This is a genomic window from Sphingomonas sp. 22R3R2A-7 (genome assembly GCF_036856055.1).
GTDB lineage: Bacteria > Pseudomonadota > Alphaproteobacteria > Sphingomonadales > Sphingomonadaceae > Sphingomonas.
Genome location: NZ_JASPFR010000001.1, coordinates 1009182 through 1028247 on the forward strand (window position 1 = coordinate 1009182; position 19066 = coordinate 1028247).

Consider the following 19066-nt stretch of genomic DNA (forward strand, 5'->3'; position numbering starts at 1 on the left):
ATCAGTTGTGCGACTGCGAATAATAGGATTGCAAGGGCCGTACTTCAAGGCTGTGCGTCGAAAGCTTGGCGATCGCCTTGGCCGCCTCGAGCGATGCGGGCGCGGTCGTGAAGTAGGGGATGCGCTGCCCGAGCGCGGACGCACGGATCGGTTGCGAGTCCTTCAGGCTCTGCCACCCCTCGGTCGTATTGAAGATCAGCGCGATCTCGCCGTCCTTGATCCGGTCGACGATATGCGGACGCCCCTGCGCGACCTTGTTGACTTTCTCGACCGGGAGCCCCGCACGCGCGAGGTAATCCGCGGTGCCGCCGGTCGCGACGATCGCAAAGCCCGTGTCGATCAGCGCCTTGACCGCCTCGACGATCATCGCCTTGTCGCCGTCCTTCACGCTGACGAACACGTTGCCGCTCGTCGGCAGGATCGTCCCCGCCCCGAGCTGCGCCTTGGCGAAGGCCGTCGTGAAATCGGGATCGATTCCCATGACTTCGCCTGTGGACTTCATTTCCGGTGACAACACGGGATCGACACCCGGGAACTTGTTGAACGGGAACACGGCCTCCTTGACCGCATAATAGGGGATATGCCGGTCGATCGGCGGCAGGTCCTTGAGCTTCTCGCCCGCCATCACGCGCGACGCGATCTTGGCGATGGGCACGCCGATCGCCTTGGCGACGAACGGCACGGTGCGCGACGCGCGCGGATTGACCTCGATGAGGTAGACCAGCCCGTCCTTCACCGCGAACTGGATGTTCATGAGGCCCACGACCGACAGCGCATGCGCAAGCGCGACAGTCTGTCGCTCGATCTCGGCGATGATCTCTGCCGACAGCGAATAAGGCGGGATCGAACAGGCGCTGTCGCCCGAATGGACGCCCGCCTCCTCGATATGCTGCAGCACACCCGCGACGACGACATCGGTCCCGTCGCAGATCGCGTCGACATCCACCTCAATCGCATCGCGCAGATACTGGTCGATCAACACCGGCGAGTCGCCCGACACCTGCACCGCGGTGGTAATGTAATCGTCGAGCTGCCCGAGCGTATCGACGATCTCCATCGCCCGCCCGCCGAGCACATAGCTCGGCCGCATCAGCACCGGATAACCGATCCGCTCGGCGGCGGCGACCGCCTCGTCGCGACTGCGCGCGAGCCCGTTGGCGGGCTGGAGCAGACCCAGCTTGGTGATCAGCGCCGCGAACCGCTCGCGGTCCTCCGCCAGATCGATCGCGTCGGGCGTCGTCCCCAGGATCGGGATCCCCGCGGCTTCCAGTGCGCGTGCGAGGTTCAGCGGGGTCTGCCCGCCAAACTGCACGATCACGCCGACGAGCTCGCCCTTCGATGCCTCGACATGCAGGATCTCGAGCACGTCCTCCGCGGTCAGCGGCTCGAAATACAGCCGGTCGCTGGTGTCGTAATCGGTCGACACGGTCTCCGGGTTGCAGTTGACCATGATCGTCTCATAGCCCGCATCCGCGAGCGCGAAGCACGCATGGCAGCAGCAGTAATCGAACTCGATCCCCTGCCCGATCCGGTTCGGCCCACCGCCGAGAATGACGATCTTCTTCCGGTCGGTCGGCGCGGACTCGTTCTCGGGCTCGCCGAAGCTCGGCGCCTCATAGGTCGAGTACATATACGGCGTCTTGGCATCGAATTCCGCCGCGCAGGTGTCGATCCGCTTGAACACCGGCCGCACGCCGAGCTTCAGGCGATGCTGGCGCACCTCCTCCTCGGTCACGCCGCCGGTCATCGCCTTGACGACCTCGTGGATCAGCCCCGACCCGCGCGCGATCCCGCGGTTCATACCGCGCAGATTGGCGGACTGCAGCGCGAGCCAGGCGAGCCGCTTGTCGCTGAACCCCATGCTCTTCAGGCGCCGCATCCCCGTCGCGTCGATCGGCAGCCCGTCCTTCATCACCTCGGCCTCGGCCGCGATGATCTCGGCGATCCGCTCGAGGAACCACGGATCATACTTGGCGATCGCGTGCACCTCGGCGACAGTGAAGCCCTCGCGCAACGCCTGTGCGGCGACCAGCAGCCGGTCGGGGGTCGCGACGGCCAGCGCCGCCTCGATCTCCGCGCGCGGCGCGCCGACCAGATGGTCGACCTGGTTGAAGCCCGACAGCCCGGTCTCGAGCCCGCGCAACGCCTTCTGCATCGATTCATGGATGTTGCGGCCGATCGCCATCACCTCGCCGACCGACTTCATCGCGGTGCCGAGCGTGCTCGACGCGCCCTTGAACTTCTCGAATGCGAAGCGCGGGATCTTGGTGACGACGTAATCGATCGTCGGCTCGAAGCTCGCGGGCGTCGCGCCGGTGATGTCGTTCTCGATCTCGTCGAGCGTGTAGCCGACCGCGAGCTTGGCCGCGACCTTGGCGATCGGGAAGCCCGTCGCCTTCGACGCCAGCGCAGACGAGCGCGAGACGCGCGGGTTCATCTCGATGACGACGAGCCGGCCATCCTTCGGATTGACTGCGAACTGGACGTTCGAACCGCCTGTTTCGACACCGATTTCCCGCAGCACCGCGATCGATGCGTTGCGCATGATCTGGTATTCCTTGTCGGTCAGCGTCAGCGCCGGCGCGACCGTGATCGAGTCGCCGGTATGGACGCCCATCGGATCGACATTCTCGATCGAGCAGATGATGATCGCGTTGTCCTTGCGGTCGCGCACCACCTCCATCTCATACTCTTTCCAGCCGAGCAGCGATTCCTCGATCAGCACCTCGGTGGTCGGCGACAGGTCGAGCCCGTTGCGGACGATCGCGATGAACTCCTCGCGGTTGTACGCGATGCCGCCGCCCGATCCGCCCATCGTGAAGCTCGGCCGGATGATCGACGGAAGCCCCGTCTTTTCAAGCCCTTCGAGCGCTTCCTCGACAGTATGCGCGATCGCCGAGCGCGCGCTTTCCAACCCGATCCGGTCCATCGCGTCGCGGAACTTCAGCCGGTCCTCCGCCATGTCGATCGCATCGGCATCCGCGCCGATCATCGTCACGCCGAACTTCTCGAGCGTACCGTCATGGAACAGCGCGAGCGCGGTGTTGAGCGCGGTCTGCCCGCCCATCGTCGGCAGGATCGCGTCGGGCCGTTCCTTCTCGATGATCTTGGCGACGATCGCGGGCGTGATCGGCTCGACATAGGTCGCGTCGGCGAGCTCGGGATCGGTCATGATCGTCGCGGGGTTCGAATTGACGAGGACGATCCGGTAACCCTCCTCCTTCAACGCCTTGATCGCCTGCGTGCCCGAATAATCGAACTCGCACGCCTGGCCGATGACGATGGGTCCTGCGCCGATGACGAGGATCGAGGAGATGTCGGTGCGTTTTGGCATTTAGTTCGCCTGAAGCATCTGAGAAACAATAGCGCCCAAAAGGGCATTGGCTAACGCCACGATCGAAGGACTTTTGTGCTTATTGATCAACTCATTAAGCGCCCTAACTAGAACCTCATAAAGTAAATAGGCCCGGAACTCGCCTGAGCGGATTAGCTCGCGCCCCGCTTTGATTTGTCCCACGATCCGCTCGCGAAACCCGAACTGATCCGGATCGCCGTTATCCTGCTCCAGCGCGTCAACCAACTTCGTGACGGAATCATCGGCTCGCGCGACCTGATTATGGTCCAGAGTGACCAACCGATCAGATGCAGGAACTTCACCAAAGGTAGCACCTAAAGAACGCGCGGAGAATCTAGCTGACATAATAGCTAATGGCGGCAATCGCTCGGCGATGGCCAACCCCTCTTCACTTAAAGTGAAGAATGGGTTTTCATGATCGCCATCGGATTCCACCAGATTGCCCATGACAAGCGAGTTAATAGCCCGACGGGTGTAGCCTAACGAAAATGTATCCGATAACGCGGCGTGTATGTCATTGGGCGACAAATTCTCGCTGCTCGCTTCGTTATAAAGAACGTCATAAATTGCAGCAATAACCAGCTGCTTTGCTTCCTCAAACGAGGCTCTCATTTCAGGCCGCCCACAAACTTCTCAAAGAGATACAGGCTATCCTGCGGCCCCGGGCTCGCCTCGGGGTGATACTGCACTGAGAACGCCGGCTTGTCGGTCAGCTCGAGCCCCGCATTCGATCCGTCGAACAGCGACACATGTGTCTCACGGACGTTCGCCGGCAGGCTGTCGCGCTCGACCGAGAAGCCGTGGTTCATGCTGGTGATCTCGACCGCGCCGTCGGACAGGCGCTTGACCGGATGATTGGCGCCGCGGTGGCCCTGGAACATCTTCGTCGTGGTCGCGCCGACCGCAAGGCCGAGCAGCTGATGGCCGAGACAGATGCCGAACAGCGGCTTGCCCGTCTCGAGTAGCTCGCGGATCACCGGCACGGCGTATTCGGCCGTAGCAGCGGGATCGCCGGGGCCGTTCGACAGGAAGATGCCGTCGGGGGCGAGCGCCATGACCTCGTCATAGGTCGCGGTAGCGGGCACGACGGACACCTTCGCGCCGGCGGCGACGAGGTTGCGGAAGATGTTGCGCTTCGAGCCGTAATCGATCGCGACGACATGCGGGCGGGCCGCACTCGCGACGGTGGCATCGCCTTCGCCCGGGGCGAACGATTGGGGCGACGCATCCCCTTCCCCGTTCGTGCTGAGCGCAGTCGAAGCACCGCTCTCCCCATAACCGAACCCCAGCCGCCACGTGCCGCCCGGCGCCTGGTCACCCCAGCCATAATGCATCTCGGTCGACACGCCCTTGGCGAGGTCCATGCCCTCGAGCCCCGGCCAGCCCCGCGCCATCGCCAGCAGCGCGGCGACGTCGAACTCGCCGCTCGCCGAATGCGCGATCACGCCGTTGGGCGCGCCGCCGACGCGGATCCGCCGCGTCAGCGCGCGCGTGTCGATCCCCGACAGGCCGATCCGCGCATGCCGCCTCATCCAGCCGTCGAGGCCCTCGACCGCGCGGAAGCTCGAGGGGCTCGTCACGTCCTCGCGGACGATGATGCCGAGCGCGTGCGGGTCGTCCGCCTCGATATCGTCGGGGTTCGCACCGACATTGCCGATATGCGGGAAGGTGAAGCAGATCATCTGCCCGGCGAAGGACGGATCGGTCAGCACTTCCTGATAGCCGGTCATCGCGGTGTGGAAGCACACTTCGCCGACCGCCTCGCCCTCGGCGCCGAAGCCGCGCCCCCAGATCACGTCGCCATTGGCAAGCACGAGCACGCCGGTCGCGCCGGCGGGCTTTGCCGAAGACATGGGTGTAGGCTGGGCGTCGGCCATCAGGCTGGGCACTCTCTTTACGTTGACGATGTCGCTAAGTGGTGTCCGCTAAGGCCGGCGTGCCGCAGCGTCAATCTGTTAAACCTTGGCTCGACGCGCTATCGCGTCCGGCTATCCCGAACCGCCCGAAAGACCCGTATATGATTCTGCGACGACATCAAGGCCGCGCAGCTCACCGCGATGAAGGCCGGCGACAAGGAGAGCCGCAACGCCATCTCGTTGATCCAGGCCGCAATCAAGAACCGCGACATCGAGGCGCGGACCGGCAAGGCACCCGAAAGCGACGACGCGCTGGTGATCGAAGTGCTCCAGAAGATGGTCAAGCAGCGCCGCGAGTCGATCGAAATGTTTTCGAACGGCGGCCGCCAGGAACTCGCCGACGCCGAGGCCGCCGAGGTCGCAGTGATCGAACGCTTCCTGCCCGCGCAGATGGACGAGGCGGAAACGACGGCCGCGATCCTCAAGATCAAGGACGAACTCGGCGCGACCGGCATGAAGGACATGGGCCGCGTCATGGCCGAGCTGAAGGCGCGTCACGCGAGCGAGCTGGACATGAGCAAGGCGAGCGGGCTGGTGAAGGCGGCGCTGAGCTAAATGGACGAGGACGCCCCCTTCTTCCTCCCTCCCGCAAGCGGGAGGGGACCGAGGGTGGGCCCGCGCCATCGACTGGACCGACCGACCGAGAGAGCTCGCAACCTCCGCAACGACGCGACAGATGCCGAGCAGATGTTATGGCGACAACTCAAAGGCTCGAGGCTCCTGAACCTCAAGTTCAGTCGCCAGCTCCCCATCGCCGGTTACTTCGCCGACTTCGTCTGCCGCTCGCACAAGCTGATCGTCGAGCTCGACGGCACCCAGCATTGCGAACACCAATCCTATGACGAGGCGCGAACCCGCGACCTCGCAGCAGCAGGCTACCGCGTCATCCGCTTCTGGAACAACGATCTGACGAGCAACATGGGCGGCGTTTTGGAGACCATTGTCAGCGCTGCGATCGGAACCGAGCGCGTGCCCACCCCCCAGCCCCCTCCCGCGAGCGGGCGGGGGGCTCGGTCGAGGCTGGAACGGACTGATGGCCCTGACCCCGCAATTTCTGGACGAGCTGCGCGGCCGTACGTCGCTGTCGGCGCTGATCGGCAAGACCACCAAGCTCACCAAGGCCGGGCGTGAGCACAAGGGCTGCTGCCCGTTCCATAACGAGAAGACGCCCAGCTTCTACGTCAACGACGACAAGGGCTTCTATCACTGCTTCGGCTGCTCGGCGCATGGCGACGCGATCAAGTGGATGACCGACCAGCGCGGCCTGCCGTTCATGGATGCGGTCAAGGAGCTGGCGCAGGCCGCCGGGATGGACATGCCCGCGATGGACCGCCAGTCCGCCGCCAAGGCCGAACGCGCCAAGGGCCTGCACGAGGTGATGTCCGACGCCGCCGACTGGTTCGTCGAGCAGCTGAACGGCCTCGCGGGCAACGACGCGCGCGCGCTGCTCGACCGCCGCGGTATCACGCCCGAGACCGCGCGCGCGTTCGGCATGGGGTTCGCGCCCGACAGCCGCGGCAAGCTCAAGGCCGCGCTCAAGACATACGGCGACCCGATGCTCGTCGAATCGGGCATGCTCATTAACGTCGAGGGCAAGGACCCGTATGACCGGTTCCGCGGCCGGCTGATGATCCCGATCCGCGACCCGCGCGGCCGGACGATCGCGTTCGGCGGGCGCGTGCTCGACGGCGGCGAGCCCAAATATCTCAATTCCCCCGACACCCCGCTCTTCGACAAGGGCCGCACGCTCTACAATCTCGACCGCGCCGCCCCCGCCTCGCGGAAATCGGGCCGCGTCCTCGTCGTCGAGGGCTATATGGACGTCATCGCACTCGCCCAGGCAGGCTTTGGCGAAGCGGTCGCCCCGCTCGGCACCGCGCTGACCGAGGCACAGCTCGAACGGCTGTGGCGGATGGTCGACGTCCCCCTGCTCTGCTTCGACGGCGACAGCGCAGGCCAGAAGGCCGCGCTCAGGGCAGCACACCGCGCGCTCCCCTCCTCGCCCCCGGCCGCAGCCTCGCCTTCGTCACGCTCCCGCAAGGCCAGGACCCCGACGATCTCGTCCGCGCGGGCGGTCCCGGCGCGTTCGAGGCGCTGCTCAAGACCCCCGAACCGCTCGTCGACCGCCTCTGGGCGTCCGAAGTCGCCGCCGAGGCGCTCGACACCCCCGAACAGCGCGCCGGCCTCAAGCGCCGCCTCCACGAGCTTGCGGAAGGCATCGCCGACGCGTCGGTGAAGCAGGAATATCAGTCCGAGTTCAAGGACCGCTTCTACAAGCACTTCAAACCCGTCCGCGCGCCCTTCGTCCCCCGCGGTGCCTATGAACAGAATGGGCGCCCGAAAGGCGGGTGGAAGCCCCCGCCGCGCCCGTCACCGAAGACGCGAAGGCGTTTCTCGCCACCGGAATCGACCGCGTGCTCGCGAAGGCCGTGCTCGCCGGGCTGATCCGCCATCCCGTTGAGATCGCCCGCCACATGGAGGTGCTGGGGCCGCTGCAGCTCATCGACGGTGCGCTCGGCCGGCTGTTCGAGGCGGTCGTCGATGTTGCACTTGAGGACCAGAAGCTTGATAGCGGGCGACTTCTCACCATATTGGCGAGGTCCGGTTTCAATTCAGTCGCGAGTGACCTGTTGAGAGCCGATACGATGCCCTACTCGTTCACGCAGACCACGGCCGATCCCGCCCGCGTCCGCGCCGACCTAGACGAGGCGATCGCGATCATGGTCGCGCGTCCCGAGGTCGATGCGGCGCTCAAACAGGCGACCGCGGCGATGCAGACGCACTTCACCGAAAGCGCGTTCGAACGACAAGTGGCTATGGTAAGAGAGAAACAGGCGTTGGAAGTCCGACTTGCAAATCTTGTACAGTCGAACGAAGACGCCCGAGCGTTGGGTACCGAGGGCGATTGATGGCTAAGGCGAACATGGCGGAACCCGCCGAGACGAACGACACCGGCGATGCGCCACTGATCGACATGAACGATGCGTCGATCAAGAAGGTCATCGCGCGCGCCAAGAAGCGCGGCTACATCACCTATGATCAGCTCAACGAAGCCTTGCCGCAGGGCGAGATGTCGTCCGACCAGATCGAGGACATCAGCGCCGCGCTGAGCGAGATGGGCATCAACATCGTCGACAACGACGAAGCCGGCGAGGAAGGCGAGGCCGAACCCGCCAAGGACGATGACGACGAGCCGGAGACCGCCGACGCGGAAGCCGACGCGGGTCCTGCGATCGAGAAGAAGAAGGAGACCGTCGATCGTACCGACGATCCGGTCCGCATGTATTTGCGCGAAATGGGCGCGGTCGAGCTGCTCAGCCGCGAGGGCGAGATCGCCATCGCCAAGCGGATCGAGGCGGGTCGCGACACGATGATCCTGGGTCTGTGCGAATCGCCGATCACCTTCAACGCGATCATCGACTGGTCGACCGCGCTCAACGAGGGCACGATGCAACTGCGCGAGATCATGGATCTCGACGCGATGCTCTCGAAGGACCCCGCCCCCGAGGCGATGGCCGAGGACGGCGAAGCCGACGACGGCGAGATCAGCGAAAAGAACGCCGGCCCCTCGTTCAAGGAAGAGGCCGAGCCCGAAGAGCCGTCCGCCGACGAGGACGAGGACGGCGAGCGCCGCACCCCGCGCGCGTCGGACGACGAGGAAGAGGACAACACCCTCAGCCTCGCGCAGATGGAAGAGCAGCTGAAACCGATCGCGCTCGAGCGGTTCGCCAACATCACCGCGCTCTACAAGAAGTTCAGCAAGATCCAGCAGAGCCGCGTCGACGCGATGGGCATCGGCGGCGAGTTTTCCGCGGCCGACGAGCGCAAGTACCAGAAGCTGCGCGAGGAGCTGACGGCCGAGGTCGAGAGCGTCCAGTTCCACAACGCCAAGATCGAATATCTCGTCGATCAGCTCTATGCCTATAACCGTCGCCTGACCGCGCTGGGCGGTCAGATGCTGCGCCTCGCCGAGCGCCACAAGGTGCCGCGTAAGGACTTCCTCGATCGCTATATCGGTCACGAGATCGACGAGAACTGGCTGGCGACGGTCAACAAGGTCGACAAGAAGTGGACCGCCTTCGTCGCCAACGAGAGCGAGGCGGTCGAGCGCATCCGCGCCGAGATCGCCGACATCACGCAGCAGACCGGCATGGCGCTCACCGAGTTCCGCCGGATCGTCAACATGGTCCAGAAGGGCGAGCGCGAGGCGCGCATCGCCAAGAAGGAAATGGTCGAGGCGAACCTGCGTCTCGTGATCTCGATCGCCAAGAAATACACGAACCGCGGCCTTCAGTTCCTGGATCTCATCCAGGAGGGCAATATCGGCCTGATGAAGGCGGTCGACAAGTTCGAGTATCGCCGCGGCTACAAGTTCAGCACCTACGCGACCTGGTGGATCCGCCAGGCGATCACCCGCTCGATCGCCGACCAGGCGCGGACCATCCGCATCCCGGTCCACATGATCGAGACGATCAACAAGCTGGTCCGCACCAGCCGCCAGTTCCTCCACGAGCAGGGCCGCGAGCCCACGCCCGAGGAGATGGCCGAGCGCCTCTCCATGCCGCTCGAGAAGGTCCGCAAGGTGATGAAGATCGCCAAGGAGCCGATCAGCCTCGAAACGCCGATCGGCGACGAGGAGGATCTGCATCTCGGCGACTTCATCGAGGACAAGAACGCGATCATCCCCGTCGATGCCGCGATCCAGGCGAACCTCAAGGAAACCGTCACGCGCGTGCTGGCGAGCCTCACCCCGCGTGAGGAACGCGTGCTGCGCATGCGCTTCGGCATCGGCATGAACACCGACCACACGCTGGAAGAGGTCGGCCAGCAATTCTCGGTGACGCGCGAGCGCATTCGCCAGATCGAGGCGAAGGCGCTGCGCAAGCTGAAGCATCCGAGCCGCAGCCGGAAAATGCGGAGCTTCCTCGACCAGTAAGCGGTCGTAAGATGCCGGAACGAAAAAGGGCCGCGGTGGCAACACCGTGGCTCTTTTTCGTCGCGTACGTCATTCCATGACGCTGCCCGCGCGACCTGCAAATCGAGCGTAGCGGGCCGGTGGTATTCCCGCCGAACTTACAACAGCGTCCCCGACAGGATCGCCAGTGCAATTGAAAAATAGATTACGAGCCCCGTCACATCGACGAGTGTCGCGACAAACGGCGCAGAGGCGCTCGCTGGATCGAAGCCGAGCCGCTTCAGCGCAAAGGGGAGCATCGATCCTGCAAGTGATCCGAACGTGACGATCGCAACAAGTCCCATCGCGACCGTGACCGCGATCAGCGACCAATGCGGGCCATAGTCGTAAAAGCCCAGCCCCTGCCACGTGGCGATACGTGCGAACCCCAGCAGCCCGAGAATGCTGCCGAGAACGAGCCCTGCGGGCAACTCACGCAGTGCCACCCGCCACCAATCCCTGACGCGCACCTGACCGAGCGCCAGCGCGCGGATGATCAGTGAGGTCGCCTGTCCGCCGCTATTGCCTCCGGAACTCATGATCAGCGGAATGAACAGCGTGAGCACCACGGCACGTGCCAGTGCGTCCTCGAAGTGCTGCATGACGCTGGCCGTCAGCATCTCCGACAGGAACAGGATGCTGAGCCACCCAGCCCGCTTGCGGATCATCGCGCCGAAACGGGTATCGAGGTAGGCGCGATCAAGCGCCTCGACTCCTCCGAATTTCTGGGCATCCTCCGTATGTTCGGCAACCAGCGCATCGACCACGTCGCGGATGGTAACGATGCCGAGGGGGCGATCTTCGGCATCGACGACGGGAAGCGCCAGCAGATCATGGCGACGGATCAGGTCGGCCACCCATTCGCGATCGGTGTCCGGCGACGCCTTGACCGTTTCACCGGCGCCGGCCAGCGCGAGCGCGACCGACGCCGGATCGGCGACGATCAGACGCCGAAGCGACACCGTCGCGGCGAGCCGGCCCGTGTCGTCGATGAGGAAAACCGAATAGATCGCTTCACGACTGCGTTCCGCGGTACGGATCTGGCCGAGGACCTCCCCGACAGTGGCCGCCGCCGGGGCTGCAACATAATCGGTGGTCATCATGCCGCCCGCGCTATCCGCGGGCCAGGCGAGGAGGATGTCGAGCGAGCGCCGCACAGCGGGTGGCAATGCCGCAAGGATCAGCGCCGCGACGTGCGTGTCCATTTCGGCCAGTACATCCGCTGCTCGATCATCTGCCATCCGGGCAACAAGCGGCACAGCCCGCGCGAGCGGCAACACCGCCAGGACCTCCGGCGCCGTGGTGAAGTCTGACCGGTTGAGTGCCCCTACCGCCTGCTCATCTGCCATCTGGGCAAGTGTCCGGGCGGCTTGCTTCCGTGGAAGCGACTGGAGCATCTCGACGATATCGGCGAGGGAGGGGCCACGCGTCGCGGGCCGCAGGCTGGCGGCGACGCCAGCGATCAGGTCGTTCATGGATTAAACCTTTCGTCCGCACGACCCTCGCGGACGAAAGCCAGCGAACTAGCAGACGGCCGTAGAGCGTGCGGTCACACTGGAACTGTCACTGGACATGTTCATGCTTCCTGGACTGACACGGGAATCCGTATCGCCGCCTTCGTGGGCAACGTCGGGCGGCCCGTCAACCCGCAAGCGCATTCTTGGCCCGAGACGTTCAGGATCGCGCGCAGGGATCCCCGTCGACACGGATATCGTGCCGGCACAAGGAATTGTCCGCCCGGTTGCTCGTTGGCGCATCCCCGCATACGGGTTAAGCGAGACCCAACGACCAGCAGGCCCCGTTTATGTTTCACAAGCTCAATCCCCGGATCCGCATGTTTCTGGAACAGGTGGTCTGGGTCGTCGGGAGCTATCTCGCCGCCACCGGGCTACTCGCGATCCTGATGCACAAGGTTGCAGGCCCGCCCTGGTGGGTGCTCCCGCTGTTCCTGATCGCATCGGCGTGCGCCGCGGCGTTTCGCGACATGTCGGGCGACAGTGCTACGAGCGCGCGGCCTTCCGCGCACGATAGCGACGTAACCCCCCGTTAAACCTCGACTGTTACGCTCTCCCCATGAAGGCGTCATGGATAGTCGCGGCAGAGCCGCAGCGGAATTGTCTGCGCATGAAGATCTCGGGCTTCTTCACGGTCGACGACGTCGCGGCGTTCGCCGCCACCGTCGCGGCGGAGATCGCGGTGTTGAAGCGCCAGGCGGGGGCGCCGCCCCACGTCACGCTGTGCGACACGCGCGGGGTGCAGATCCAGTCGCAGGACGCGGTCGCCGCGTTTACCGCGATGCTCGACAACCCCGCCGCCCGCTCGCGCCGGCTCGCCTATGTCGTCGATGCCGCACTTGCGCGGATGCAGATCCGCCGCCTCACCGAACGCAGCGATGCCGGCTATTTCGACACCGTCGAGGCCGCCGAGGCCTGGCTCTTCGCCGAGGATGCGGACCCCGCCCTGCCCGGCGCTCCGCCTCCCGCGACCCCGGCCCCCTAGCCCCGCCCCGCAAGACCGGCCGGCACGCACCGGGGGCGCGCAAAAATGGCTGGCGACCGCGCCGCGCATGGTGTCGGGGCCGCTATGATACGGCGATGAAAGCGCACTTCTCCATCCGGGTCGACGTCCCGCGCAGCCTTGTCGTCATCACCATGGCCGGGTTCTTCGAGCCCGCGGACATCGCGCGGTTCGTCGCCGCGCGCAACGACGCGCACCGCTTGCTGGCCTGCGGCGCGAACCAACAGGTCACGCTGATCGACATCCGCGCGATGGATATCCAGGCACAGGACAGCGTCGCCGCGTTCCGCGCGGTCCTCGTCGATCCCGCCAGGGCCTCGCGCCGGCTCGCCTTCGTCGTCCCGCAGTCGCTCGCGCGGATGCAGATCCAGCGCGCCGCCGACAGCCGCGCGGCGCACTATTTCGGCTCGTTCGAGGACGCCGAGCACTGGCTGATGGCCCCCGACCCTGATCCCGCGCCCGTGCCAGCCTCCACGGCGTCACCGGCCGCTCCCGCCGCCCCTTCGGCCTCCGCCGCCACGTCGAGAGCGGACGCCGCACTTCCCGCCTGACGGCGCTGCGCAGGCGCGCGTTGGAAGGACCATTGCTGTCTACATCGCGCCGGTCCCGCTGCCGCTGCATTATCCGGGGCAAGCATCACCAAACCCGCGCCGGCGCCTCAACCTCCTCAATTTGACGGTCTCGATGGGGCCGGCCCGCGCGGACGGCGCGCACGAAAAAGGGCGCGGGGACCAACGCCCCCGCGCCCTTTTCCCTGTCGAACCCGGCGTACCGGGCCGCGCGATTACTCGGCGGCTGCGGTGCCCTTGGCCGGACGGTTGTCGCGGCGCTCGGCGATACGCGCCGACTTGCCGGTACGACCACGCAGGTAATACAGCTTGGCGCGACGCACCGCGCCCTTGCGGACGACTTCGATCGAATCGATGTTGGGCGAGTACAGCGGGAAAACGCGCTCGACGCCCTCGCCGAAGCTGATCTTGCGCACGGTGAAGTTGCTGCCCATGCCCTTGTTCGAGCGCGCGATGCACACGCCCTCATAGTTCTGAATACGCGTGCGCTCGCCTTCGACGACCTTCACGCCGACCTTCAGCGTATCGCCGGGGCGGAAATCGGGGATCGTCTTGTTGGCCAGGAACTTCGCGATGTTCTCGGCTTCGATCGTCTGCAACAGGTTCATAGTCAGTCCTCGTGTCGCCGCGCGCCAGAGGGCGACTGGACCCGAGCGCCCTCATGGCGCTCCCAAAGGTCCGGTCGCCGTGACCGTGTATCGATCTCCGCGCGGCGTTTGCGCCATGCGTCGATCTTCGCATGATCCCCCGATCGCAGCACCTGCGGGATCGTGCGCCCTTCCCATATCTGAGGTCGGGTATAATGCGGATATTCGAGAAGCCCCGTTTCGAAGCTCTCGTCATCCCCACTAGAAGCCGCGCCCATTACGCCGGGGAGCAGCCGAATGCAAGCATCGAGCAGCACCAGCGCGCCCATCTCGCCCCCCGACAGGATATAGTCGCCGATCGACACCTCCTCGATGGCGCGCGCCTCGAACAACCGCTCGTCGAACCCCTCGAACCGCCCGCACAACACGGTGACGCCGGGCCCCTGTGCGAGTTCGCGCACCCGCTCCTGAGTCAGCGGCCTGCCGCGCGGCGTCATCGCCAGCACCGGCCGCCCATCCGCGACGCTGTCGATCGCCGCGGCGACGACGTCTGCGCGGAGCACCATCCCCGCGCCGCCACCCGCCGGTGTGTCGTCGACCGAGCGATGCTTGTCGGTCGCGAAGTCGCGCAGCTGGACGGGCTCGCATGACCACCGCCCCTCCCCCAGCGCCCGCCCCGCCAGCGACGTGCCGAGCGGCCCGGGGAACATCTCGGGGTACAGCGTCACGATCGTCGCCGCCCAGGGCAGCTCACCCGCCGCGAGTCGCGCCAGACGCGCCTCCTTCTGCGCCGCGGCGAGGACCTGGGGCACGACGTCGGCGGGAAATTCACACCCCCGCACCTTCAGCAGTTTCAAACGCGCAAGGAACGCGTCGGCGCTGTCCTCGACATACTGCGCCTCCACCCCGCACCGTTCCATGGCAGGCTCGGCGACCTGCGCGACGTACCGGCGCACCCCCTCCGCGGTTTCCGACGCATAGGCGTGCAGATCGCCTTCCGACCAATCACAATAGCTCATGCCGCCCGCCGCTATCACTCCCGCGCCCGGCTTGCGATAGCGATCGAGCGTTTCGCCACCGGAACGGATTCGCCGCGCCGCGCTTATAGCGGGATGGACGATTGCATCATCATCGGCGCCGGGCCTGCGGGCCTCACCGCGGCGATCTATCTCGCGCGGTTCCACCTCTCGATCCGGCTGTTCGACTGCGGCAGCAGCCGCGCCGCGCTGATCCCCTGCACGCACAACCACGCCGGCTATCCCGAGGGGATCCGCGGCACCGATCTGCTCGCCCGCATGCTCGCGCAGGCGGAGACCTATGGCGCGGTACGCGAGGGCGCGCGCGTCGACGCGATCGAGGTCGATGACGACGGCTTCACCGTACGCCTGGGCGACCGCCGCGCCCGCGCGCGAAGCGTCCTGCTCGCGACCGGCGTGGTCAACAATCGCCCCGCCATGCCCGACGCGGTCCACGACCAAGCGCTCGAGGCCGGCCTGTTCCGCTATTGCCCGATCTGCGACGGCTACGAGGTGACGGACAGGCGTGTCGGCGTGATCGGCACCGGCGACCACGGCATGCGCGAGGCGCTGTTCCTGCGCGGCTACACTAAGGACGTGACGCTGATCGCCCCGGACGGCGGCCACGAACTAGATCCGAAATGTGAGGCGGCGCTGGACGACGCTGGGATCTTCCGCGTCGGCGGCCCCTGCGGCAACTATGCGATCGAAGGCGATCAGCTCGCGCTGGATACCGTCGAGGGGCGGATGTCGTTCGACAGCGTCTATCCCGCGTTAGGCTCGGTGATCCGGTCGGAACTCGCCGTCGCTGCCGGCGCACGCGCAACGGACGAAGGGTGCCTCGAGGTCGACGACCATCAGCGCACGTCGATCCCGGGGCTGTTCGCGGCGGGCGATGTCGTCAAGGGGCTCGACCAGATCAGCCACGCGATGGGCGAAGCCGGGGTGGCCGCCACGACGATCCGCAACATGCTGTCGGAACAGCGCCCGATCCGGCGATGACCTAGCGACGATGTGTCCCCGCGAAGGCGGGGACCCAGACTGGGCTCCCGCCTTCGCGGGAGAACAAGAAGCCACGAGGGCCCTAATCGGTAGCGAAAGACGCCTCGACCACAAGCCGTTCCGAATCCCATTCGGGCACCGCCTCGACGCGCATCGGCACCATGAACCGCTTGCCGGGCTTCTCGTCCACGGCAGGCCGCTCGATCTCGATGACATCGCCCGCGCCGAAATTGTCGATCGCAACGACGCGCCCGATCGCCTCGCCATCGGTCGAGACGGCTGCGAGCCCGATCAGGTCGGTATGATAATATTCGCCGTCTTCCAGTGGCGGCAACGACGACCGCGGCACGGTCAGTTCGGTCCCGCGCATCGCCTCGGCGGCATTGCGATCGGCCACCTCGGCGAAGCGCGCGATCGTGCCGTTGTTGCCGGCACGCGCGGACTTGAGGCTCAGCGCGCTATCGTTGAAGCTCTTATACGCCGAAAAATTCTCCGCGAAGACCTTCAGCCGCACTTCGCCGCCGATGCCGTGCGCGCCGATCACGACGGCGAGCGTGACCTTATCCCTGCGCGGAGCCGGTGTCGGGTCCGGGGCTGTCGTCGGCGCCTTCTGCGGGGTCTTCGGCGGAGACGCCTTCATTGCTGGCATCTTCGATGTCCTCGGGTGCGGGGGCTGTTCTGGGATCTGGATCGGGGGTCATCATGCGCTCCTTGTGGGTGACGGACCGACAAAGAACGCACGAGCCGCCATTCGGGTGCGGACATCGCCCACCCCAAGCCGTCATCCTGGGCTCGACCCAGGATCCAGAGCCTAGGACGTTGCCGTCCCTGGCTCTGGATCCCAGCCTTCGCTGGGATGACGAGGAAGTCGATCTTACGAAGCGGCTTCTTCGGTCTCGGCAGCAGGTGCCTCTGCGTCGGCAGCAGGTGCCGCCTTTGCAGCCGCTTCGGCCTCGGCAGCTTCAGCCGCCTTGGTCGCACGCTCTTCAGCGCGCTCGGTGGCCTTCTCGCCGGGCTTGCCCTTGTTCGGGTTGTTGCGTGCCGAACGCTCGAGAACGCCTGCGGCATCGAGGAAGCGAGCGACGCGGTCGGTCGGCTGCGCGCCGACGCTCAGCCAATGCTTCGCGCGGTCGGCGTCGAGCTGCACGCGCTGCTCGTTGTCTTTGGCGAGGAGCGGGTTGTAGTTGCCGATCTTCTCGATGAAGCGGCCGTCACGCGGGCTGCGCGCATCGGCAACGACGATCTTGTAATAGGGACGCTTCTTGGAGCCACCGCGCGCGAGGCGAATGTTGATTGCCATGATATTTTCCTTCTGGATCTAAACGTCACCCCAGCGAACGCTGGGGTCTTTGGGTTGGTAGGTCCCGCAATCTCACCGGGATCCCAGCATTCGCTGGGAAGACGGTGGGGCGCGGAGGGTTATTTCTTCTTCAGAAAATCGTCGAAGCCCGCGGGAAGCTGCGGCATCTTGCCGCCAAGGCCCGGCAGGCCGCCCCCGGAACTGCCGCCCGGAAGCCCGCCTGTGCCGGCCTTGTTGAGCATGTCGCCCATCTGCGGCCCGCCGATCGCGTTGCCGATCCCGCCCAGGCCGCCGCCAAGACCACCTTTTCCGAGCATCGCCATCATGCCCTTCATGCCGCCCATCTTCTTGATCTTCTTCATGGCGGTCGACATTTCGAGATGCATCTTGAGCAGCTTGTTGACCTCCTGCACCGTGGTGCCGGAGCCCTTGGCGATGCGGATCTTGCGCTTCGCGTTGATCAGCTCGGGCTTGTTGCGCTCCTTGATCGTCATCGAACCGATCATCGCGTCCATATGGACGAGGACCTTCTCGCCGCCGACCGAAGCGACCGCGCCCTGCGCCTTCTTCATGCCGGGGATCATCCCCGCCAGCGCGCCGAGCCCGCCCATCCGCTGCATCTGCGCGAGCTGGGCACGCAGGTCGTTCATGTCGAACTGACCCTTGGCCATCTTGGCGGCCATCCGCTCGGCGTCTTCGACCTGGATCGACTCCGCCGCGCGCTCGACCAGGCTGACGACGTCGCCCATGCCGAGGATCCGGCCAGCGACGCGCTCGGGATGGAACGCCTCGAGTGCATCAAGCTTCTCGCCCGTGCCCGCAAACTTGATCGGCTTGCCCGTGACCGCACGCATCGACAGCGCCGCGCCGCCACGCGCATCACCGTCCATCCGGGTCAGCACGATACCCGTCAGTGGCACCTGGTCGGAGAAGTTCTGCGCGACGTTGACCGCGTCCTGACCGGTCAGCGAGTCGACGACGAGCAGGATCTCGGCCGGCTTGGCGACATCCGCGACCGCCTTCATCTCGTCCATCAGCGCCTGGTCGACATGGAGTCGACCCGCGGTGTCGAGCATCAGGACGTCATAGCCCTGCAGCTTGGCCGCCTGCATCGCGCGCCGCGCGATATCGACCGGCTGCTGGCCAGCCACGATCGGCAGCGTCGAAACCTCGATCTGCGTGCCGAGCGTTGCCAGCTGTTCCTGCGCGTTCGGGCGGTTGACGTCGAGCGACGCCATCAGCACCTTCTTGCGCTCGCGCCCGTTGCCGCCGATCGCCGACTGCCCCGCCGCGAGCCGCTTGGCGATCTTCGCGGTGGTGGTCGTCTTGCCCGAGCCCTGAAGCCCGACCATCATGATGACCGCGGGCGGCGTGACGCCCAGTTCGAGTTCGGAGGCTTCGGCACCGAGCATCTCGACCAGCGCGTCGCTGACGATCTTGACGACCTGCTGCCCCGGCGTGACCGAGCGGAGCACGTTCTGGCCAACGGCCTTCTCGGTCGCCTTCTCGACGAAGTCGCGCGCGACGGGCAGCGCGACGTCGGCCTCGAGCAGCGCGACGCGCACCTCGCGCATCGCTGCGCGCACGTCCGCTTCGGTCAGCGCACCCCGGCCGCGAAGGCGATCGAAGACGCCGCCAAGTCGATCGCTCAGGCTTTCGAACATCGAATTACTCCAATACACCGTCACCAAACGCAAAAGCGCCGGCGGGCGAAACCTCGCCGGCCAGCGTGCATCCTTGGATGCTCGTCTTATGCGTCCCGTGACGGAACGTGGAACGCCCGATACGCGACCGCGCCGCTGGATGCAAGATGGCGCCTTTTGGGCCGTTGCGCACGACGCCCGCACCGC

16 protein-coding genes and 1 pseudogene are annotated in these 19066 nt (G+C 65.8%); 8 read left to right on the top strand and 9 right to left on the bottom strand.

Annotated features, from left to right (window positions below):
- Position 1 precedes the first annotated feature (1 nt).
- From carB to carA, 3 genes are read right to left on the bottom strand one after another with little or no spacing between them, the layout of a single operon-like run.
- Positions 2 to 3334 carry a carbamoyl-phosphate synthase large subunit gene (carB, locus tag QP165_RS04705; RefSeq protein ID WP_333994104.1) on the bottom strand — a complete coding sequence of 1111 codons (3333 nt, stop codon included), beginning with the start codon at positions 3332 to 3334 and terminating at the stop codon, positions 2 to 4.
- A complete protein-coding gene (locus QP165_RS04710; RefSeq protein ID WP_333994105.1) occupies positions 3335 to 3967 on the bottom strand; it encodes a hypothetical protein in 633 nt (210 codons plus the stop codon).
- Positions 3964 to 5232: a glutamine-hydrolyzing carbamoyl-phosphate synthase small subunit gene (carA, locus tag QP165_RS04715; protein ID WP_333994106.1), complete on the bottom strand. Its 1269-nt coding sequence runs from the start codon at positions 5230 to 5232 to the stop codon at positions 3964 to 3966. The genes QP165_RS04710 and carA overlap by 4 nt, the downstream gene beginning before the upstream one ends.
- Positions 5233 to 5388: 156 nt before the next feature.
- Here carA and QP165_RS04720 point away from each other — a divergent pair, with 156 nt between their 5' ends.
- The 4 genes and pseudogenes from QP165_RS04720 to rpoD all read left to right on the top strand — a co-directional run bounded on the left by QP165_RS04720 (position 5389) and on the right by rpoD (position 10207).
- Positions 5389 to 5826, top strand: a complete 438-nt coding sequence (locus QP165_RS04720) for a GatB/YqeY domain-containing protein (protein ID WP_333996949.1) — start codon at positions 5389 to 5391, stop codon at positions 5824 to 5826.
- The gene (locus QP165_RS04725; protein ID WP_333994107.1) at positions 5827 to 6402 is read left to right on the top strand and encodes an endonuclease domain-containing protein; all 576 of its coding nucleotides are present in this window, start codon (positions 5827 to 5829) and stop codon (positions 6400 to 6402) included.
- A pseudogene (dnaG, locus tag QP165_RS04730) lies at positions 6305 to 8180 on the top strand (DNA primase). Before QP165_RS04725 ends, dnaG begins: the two are co-directional and overlap by 98 nt.
- Positions 8180 to 10207, top strand: coding sequence for an RNA polymerase sigma factor RpoD (rpoD, locus tag QP165_RS04735; protein WP_333994108.1), 2028 nt, complete (start codon positions 8180 to 8182; stop codon positions 10205 to 10207). The pseudogene dnaG and the gene rpoD overlap by 1 nt, the downstream one beginning before the upstream one ends.
- A 137-nt stretch (positions 10208 to 10344) precedes the next feature.
- Here the strand turns inward: rpoD and mgtE are convergent, their stop codons facing one another.
- Complete coding sequence (gene mgtE / locus QP165_RS04740) at positions 10345 to 11700, bottom strand: magnesium transporter (protein ID WP_333994109.1); 1356 nt, start codon at positions 11698 to 11700, stop codon at positions 10345 to 10347.
- A 359-nt stretch (positions 11701 to 12059) separates the two neighbouring features.
- Between mgtE and QP165_RS04745 the strand changes: the two genes are divergently transcribed.
- The 3 genes from QP165_RS04745 (at position 12060) to QP165_RS04755 (ending at position 13293) form a co-directional block, all read left to right on the top strand.
- On the top strand, positions 12060 to 12275 hold the full coding sequence (locus QP165_RS04745) for a hypothetical protein (RefSeq protein ID WP_333994111.1): 216 nt from the start codon (positions 12060 to 12062) through the stop codon (positions 12273 to 12275).
- A 74-nt stretch (positions 12276 to 12349) separates the two neighbouring features.
- The gene (locus tag QP165_RS04750) at positions 12350 to 12724 is read left to right on the top strand and encodes an STAS/SEC14 domain-containing protein (RefSeq protein WP_333994113.1); all 375 of its coding nucleotides are present in this window, start codon (positions 12350 to 12352) and stop codon (positions 12722 to 12724) included.
- Between the two features lie 95 nt (positions 12725 to 12819).
- The gene (locus QP165_RS04755; RefSeq protein WP_333994114.1) at positions 12820 to 13293 is read left to right on the top strand and encodes a hypothetical protein; all 474 of its coding nucleotides are present in this window, start codon (positions 12820 to 12822) and stop codon (positions 13291 to 13293) included.
- A gap of 233 nt (positions 13294 to 13526) precedes the next feature.
- Here QP165_RS04755 and rplS read toward each other — a convergent pair whose 3' ends face one another.
- Positions 13527 to 13919, bottom strand: coding sequence for a 50S ribosomal protein L19 (rplS, locus tag QP165_RS04760; RefSeq protein WP_056015633.1), 393 nt, complete (start codon positions 13917 to 13919; stop codon positions 13527 to 13529).
- 2 nt (positions 13920 to 13921) lie between these two features.
- On the bottom strand, positions 13922 to 14647 hold the full coding sequence (gene trmD, locus QP165_RS04765; protein ID WP_333996950.1) for a tRNA (guanosine(37)-N1)-methyltransferase TrmD: 726 nt from the start codon (positions 14645 to 14647) through the stop codon (positions 13922 to 13924).
- Positions 14648 to 15010: 363 nt separating this feature from the next.
- Here trmD and QP165_RS04770 point away from each other — a divergent pair, with 363 nt between their 5' ends.
- Positions 15011 to 15916 (top strand): NAD(P)/FAD-dependent oxidoreductase, encoded by a 906-nt coding sequence (locus tag QP165_RS04770; RefSeq protein WP_333994117.1) that lies wholly within the window; start codon positions 15011 to 15013, stop codon positions 15914 to 15916.
- An 82-nt stretch (positions 15917 to 15998) separates the two neighbouring features.
- On the opposite strand, the gene rimM is transcribed toward QP165_RS04770, so the two are convergent.
- The 3 genes from rimM to ffh all read right to left on the bottom strand — a co-directional run bounded on the left by rimM (position 15999) and on the right by ffh (position 18880).
- Positions 15999 to 16556 carry a ribosome maturation factor RimM gene (gene rimM / locus QP165_RS04775; RefSeq protein ID WP_333994119.1) on the bottom strand — a complete coding sequence of 186 codons (558 nt, stop codon included), beginning with the start codon at positions 16554 to 16556 and terminating at the stop codon, positions 15999 to 16001.
- 234 nt (positions 16557 to 16790) lie between these two features.
- Positions 16791 to 17216 carry a 30S ribosomal protein S16 gene (gene rpsP / locus QP165_RS04780; RefSeq protein WP_031396325.1) on the bottom strand — a complete coding sequence of 142 codons (426 nt, stop codon included), beginning with the start codon at positions 17214 to 17216 and terminating at the stop codon, positions 16791 to 16793.
- 119 nt (positions 17217 to 17335) lie between these two features.
- The gene (gene ffh, locus QP165_RS04785; RefSeq protein WP_333994121.1) at positions 17336 to 18880 is read right to left on the bottom strand and encodes a signal recognition particle protein; all 1545 of its coding nucleotides are present in this window, start codon (positions 18878 to 18880) and stop codon (positions 17336 to 17338) included.
- Positions 18881 to 19066 lie beyond the last annotated feature (186 nt).

What these genes read in the sequence shown, in the direction of transcription:
- carB (WP_333994104.1), bottom strand. Translation starts at nt 3,334, where the DNA reads ATGCCAAAACGCACCGACATCTCCTCGATCCTCGTCATCGGCGCAGGA.
- QP165_RS04710 (WP_333994105.1), bottom strand. Translation starts at nt 3,967, where the DNA reads ATGAGAGCCTCGTTTGAGGAAGCAAAGCAGCTGGTTATTGCTGCAATT.
- carA (WP_333994106.1), bottom strand. Translation starts at nt 5,232, where the DNA reads ATGGCCGACGCCCAGCCTACACCCATGTCTTCGGCAAAGCCCGCCGGC.
- QP165_RS04725 (WP_333994107.1), top strand. Translation starts at nt 5,827, where the DNA reads ATGGACGAGGACGCCCCCTTCTTCCTCCCTCCCGCAAGCGGGAGGGGA.
- rpoD (WP_333994108.1), top strand. Translation starts at nt 8,180, where the DNA reads ATGGCTAAGGCGAACATGGCGGAACCCGCCGAGACGAACGACACCGGC.
- mgtE (WP_333994109.1), bottom strand. Translation starts at nt 11,700, where the DNA reads ATGAACGACCTGATCGCTGGCGTCGCCGCCAGCCTGCGGCCCGCGACG.
- QP165_RS04745 (WP_333994111.1), top strand. Translation starts at nt 12,060, where the DNA reads ATGTTTCTGGAACAGGTGGTCTGGGTCGTCGGGAGCTATCTCGCCGCC.
- QP165_RS04750 (WP_333994113.1), top strand. Translation starts at nt 12,350, where the DNA reads ATGAAGATCTCGGGCTTCTTCACGGTCGACGACGTCGCGGCGTTCGCC.
- QP165_RS04755 (WP_333994114.1), top strand. Translation starts at nt 12,820, where the DNA reads ATGAAAGCGCACTTCTCCATCCGGGTCGACGTCCCGCGCAGCCTTGTC.
- rplS (WP_056015633.1), bottom strand. Translation starts at nt 13,919, where the DNA reads ATGAACCTGTTGCAGACGATCGAAGCCGAGAACATCGCGAAGTTCCTG.
- QP165_RS04770 (WP_333994117.1), top strand. Translation starts at nt 15,011, where the DNA reads ATGGACGATTGCATCATCATCGGCGCCGGGCCTGCGGGCCTCACCGCG.
- rimM (WP_333994119.1), bottom strand. Translation starts at nt 16,556, where the DNA reads ATGAAGGCGTCTCCGCCGAAGACCCCGCAGAAGGCGCCGACGACAGCC.
- rpsP (WP_031396325.1), bottom strand. Translation starts at nt 17,216, where the DNA reads ATGGCAATCAACATTCGCCTCGCGCGCGGTGGCTCCAAGAAGCGTCCC.
- ffh (WP_333994121.1), bottom strand. Translation starts at nt 18,880, where the DNA reads ATGTTCGAAAGCCTGAGCGATCGACTTGGCGGCGTCTTCGATCGCCTT.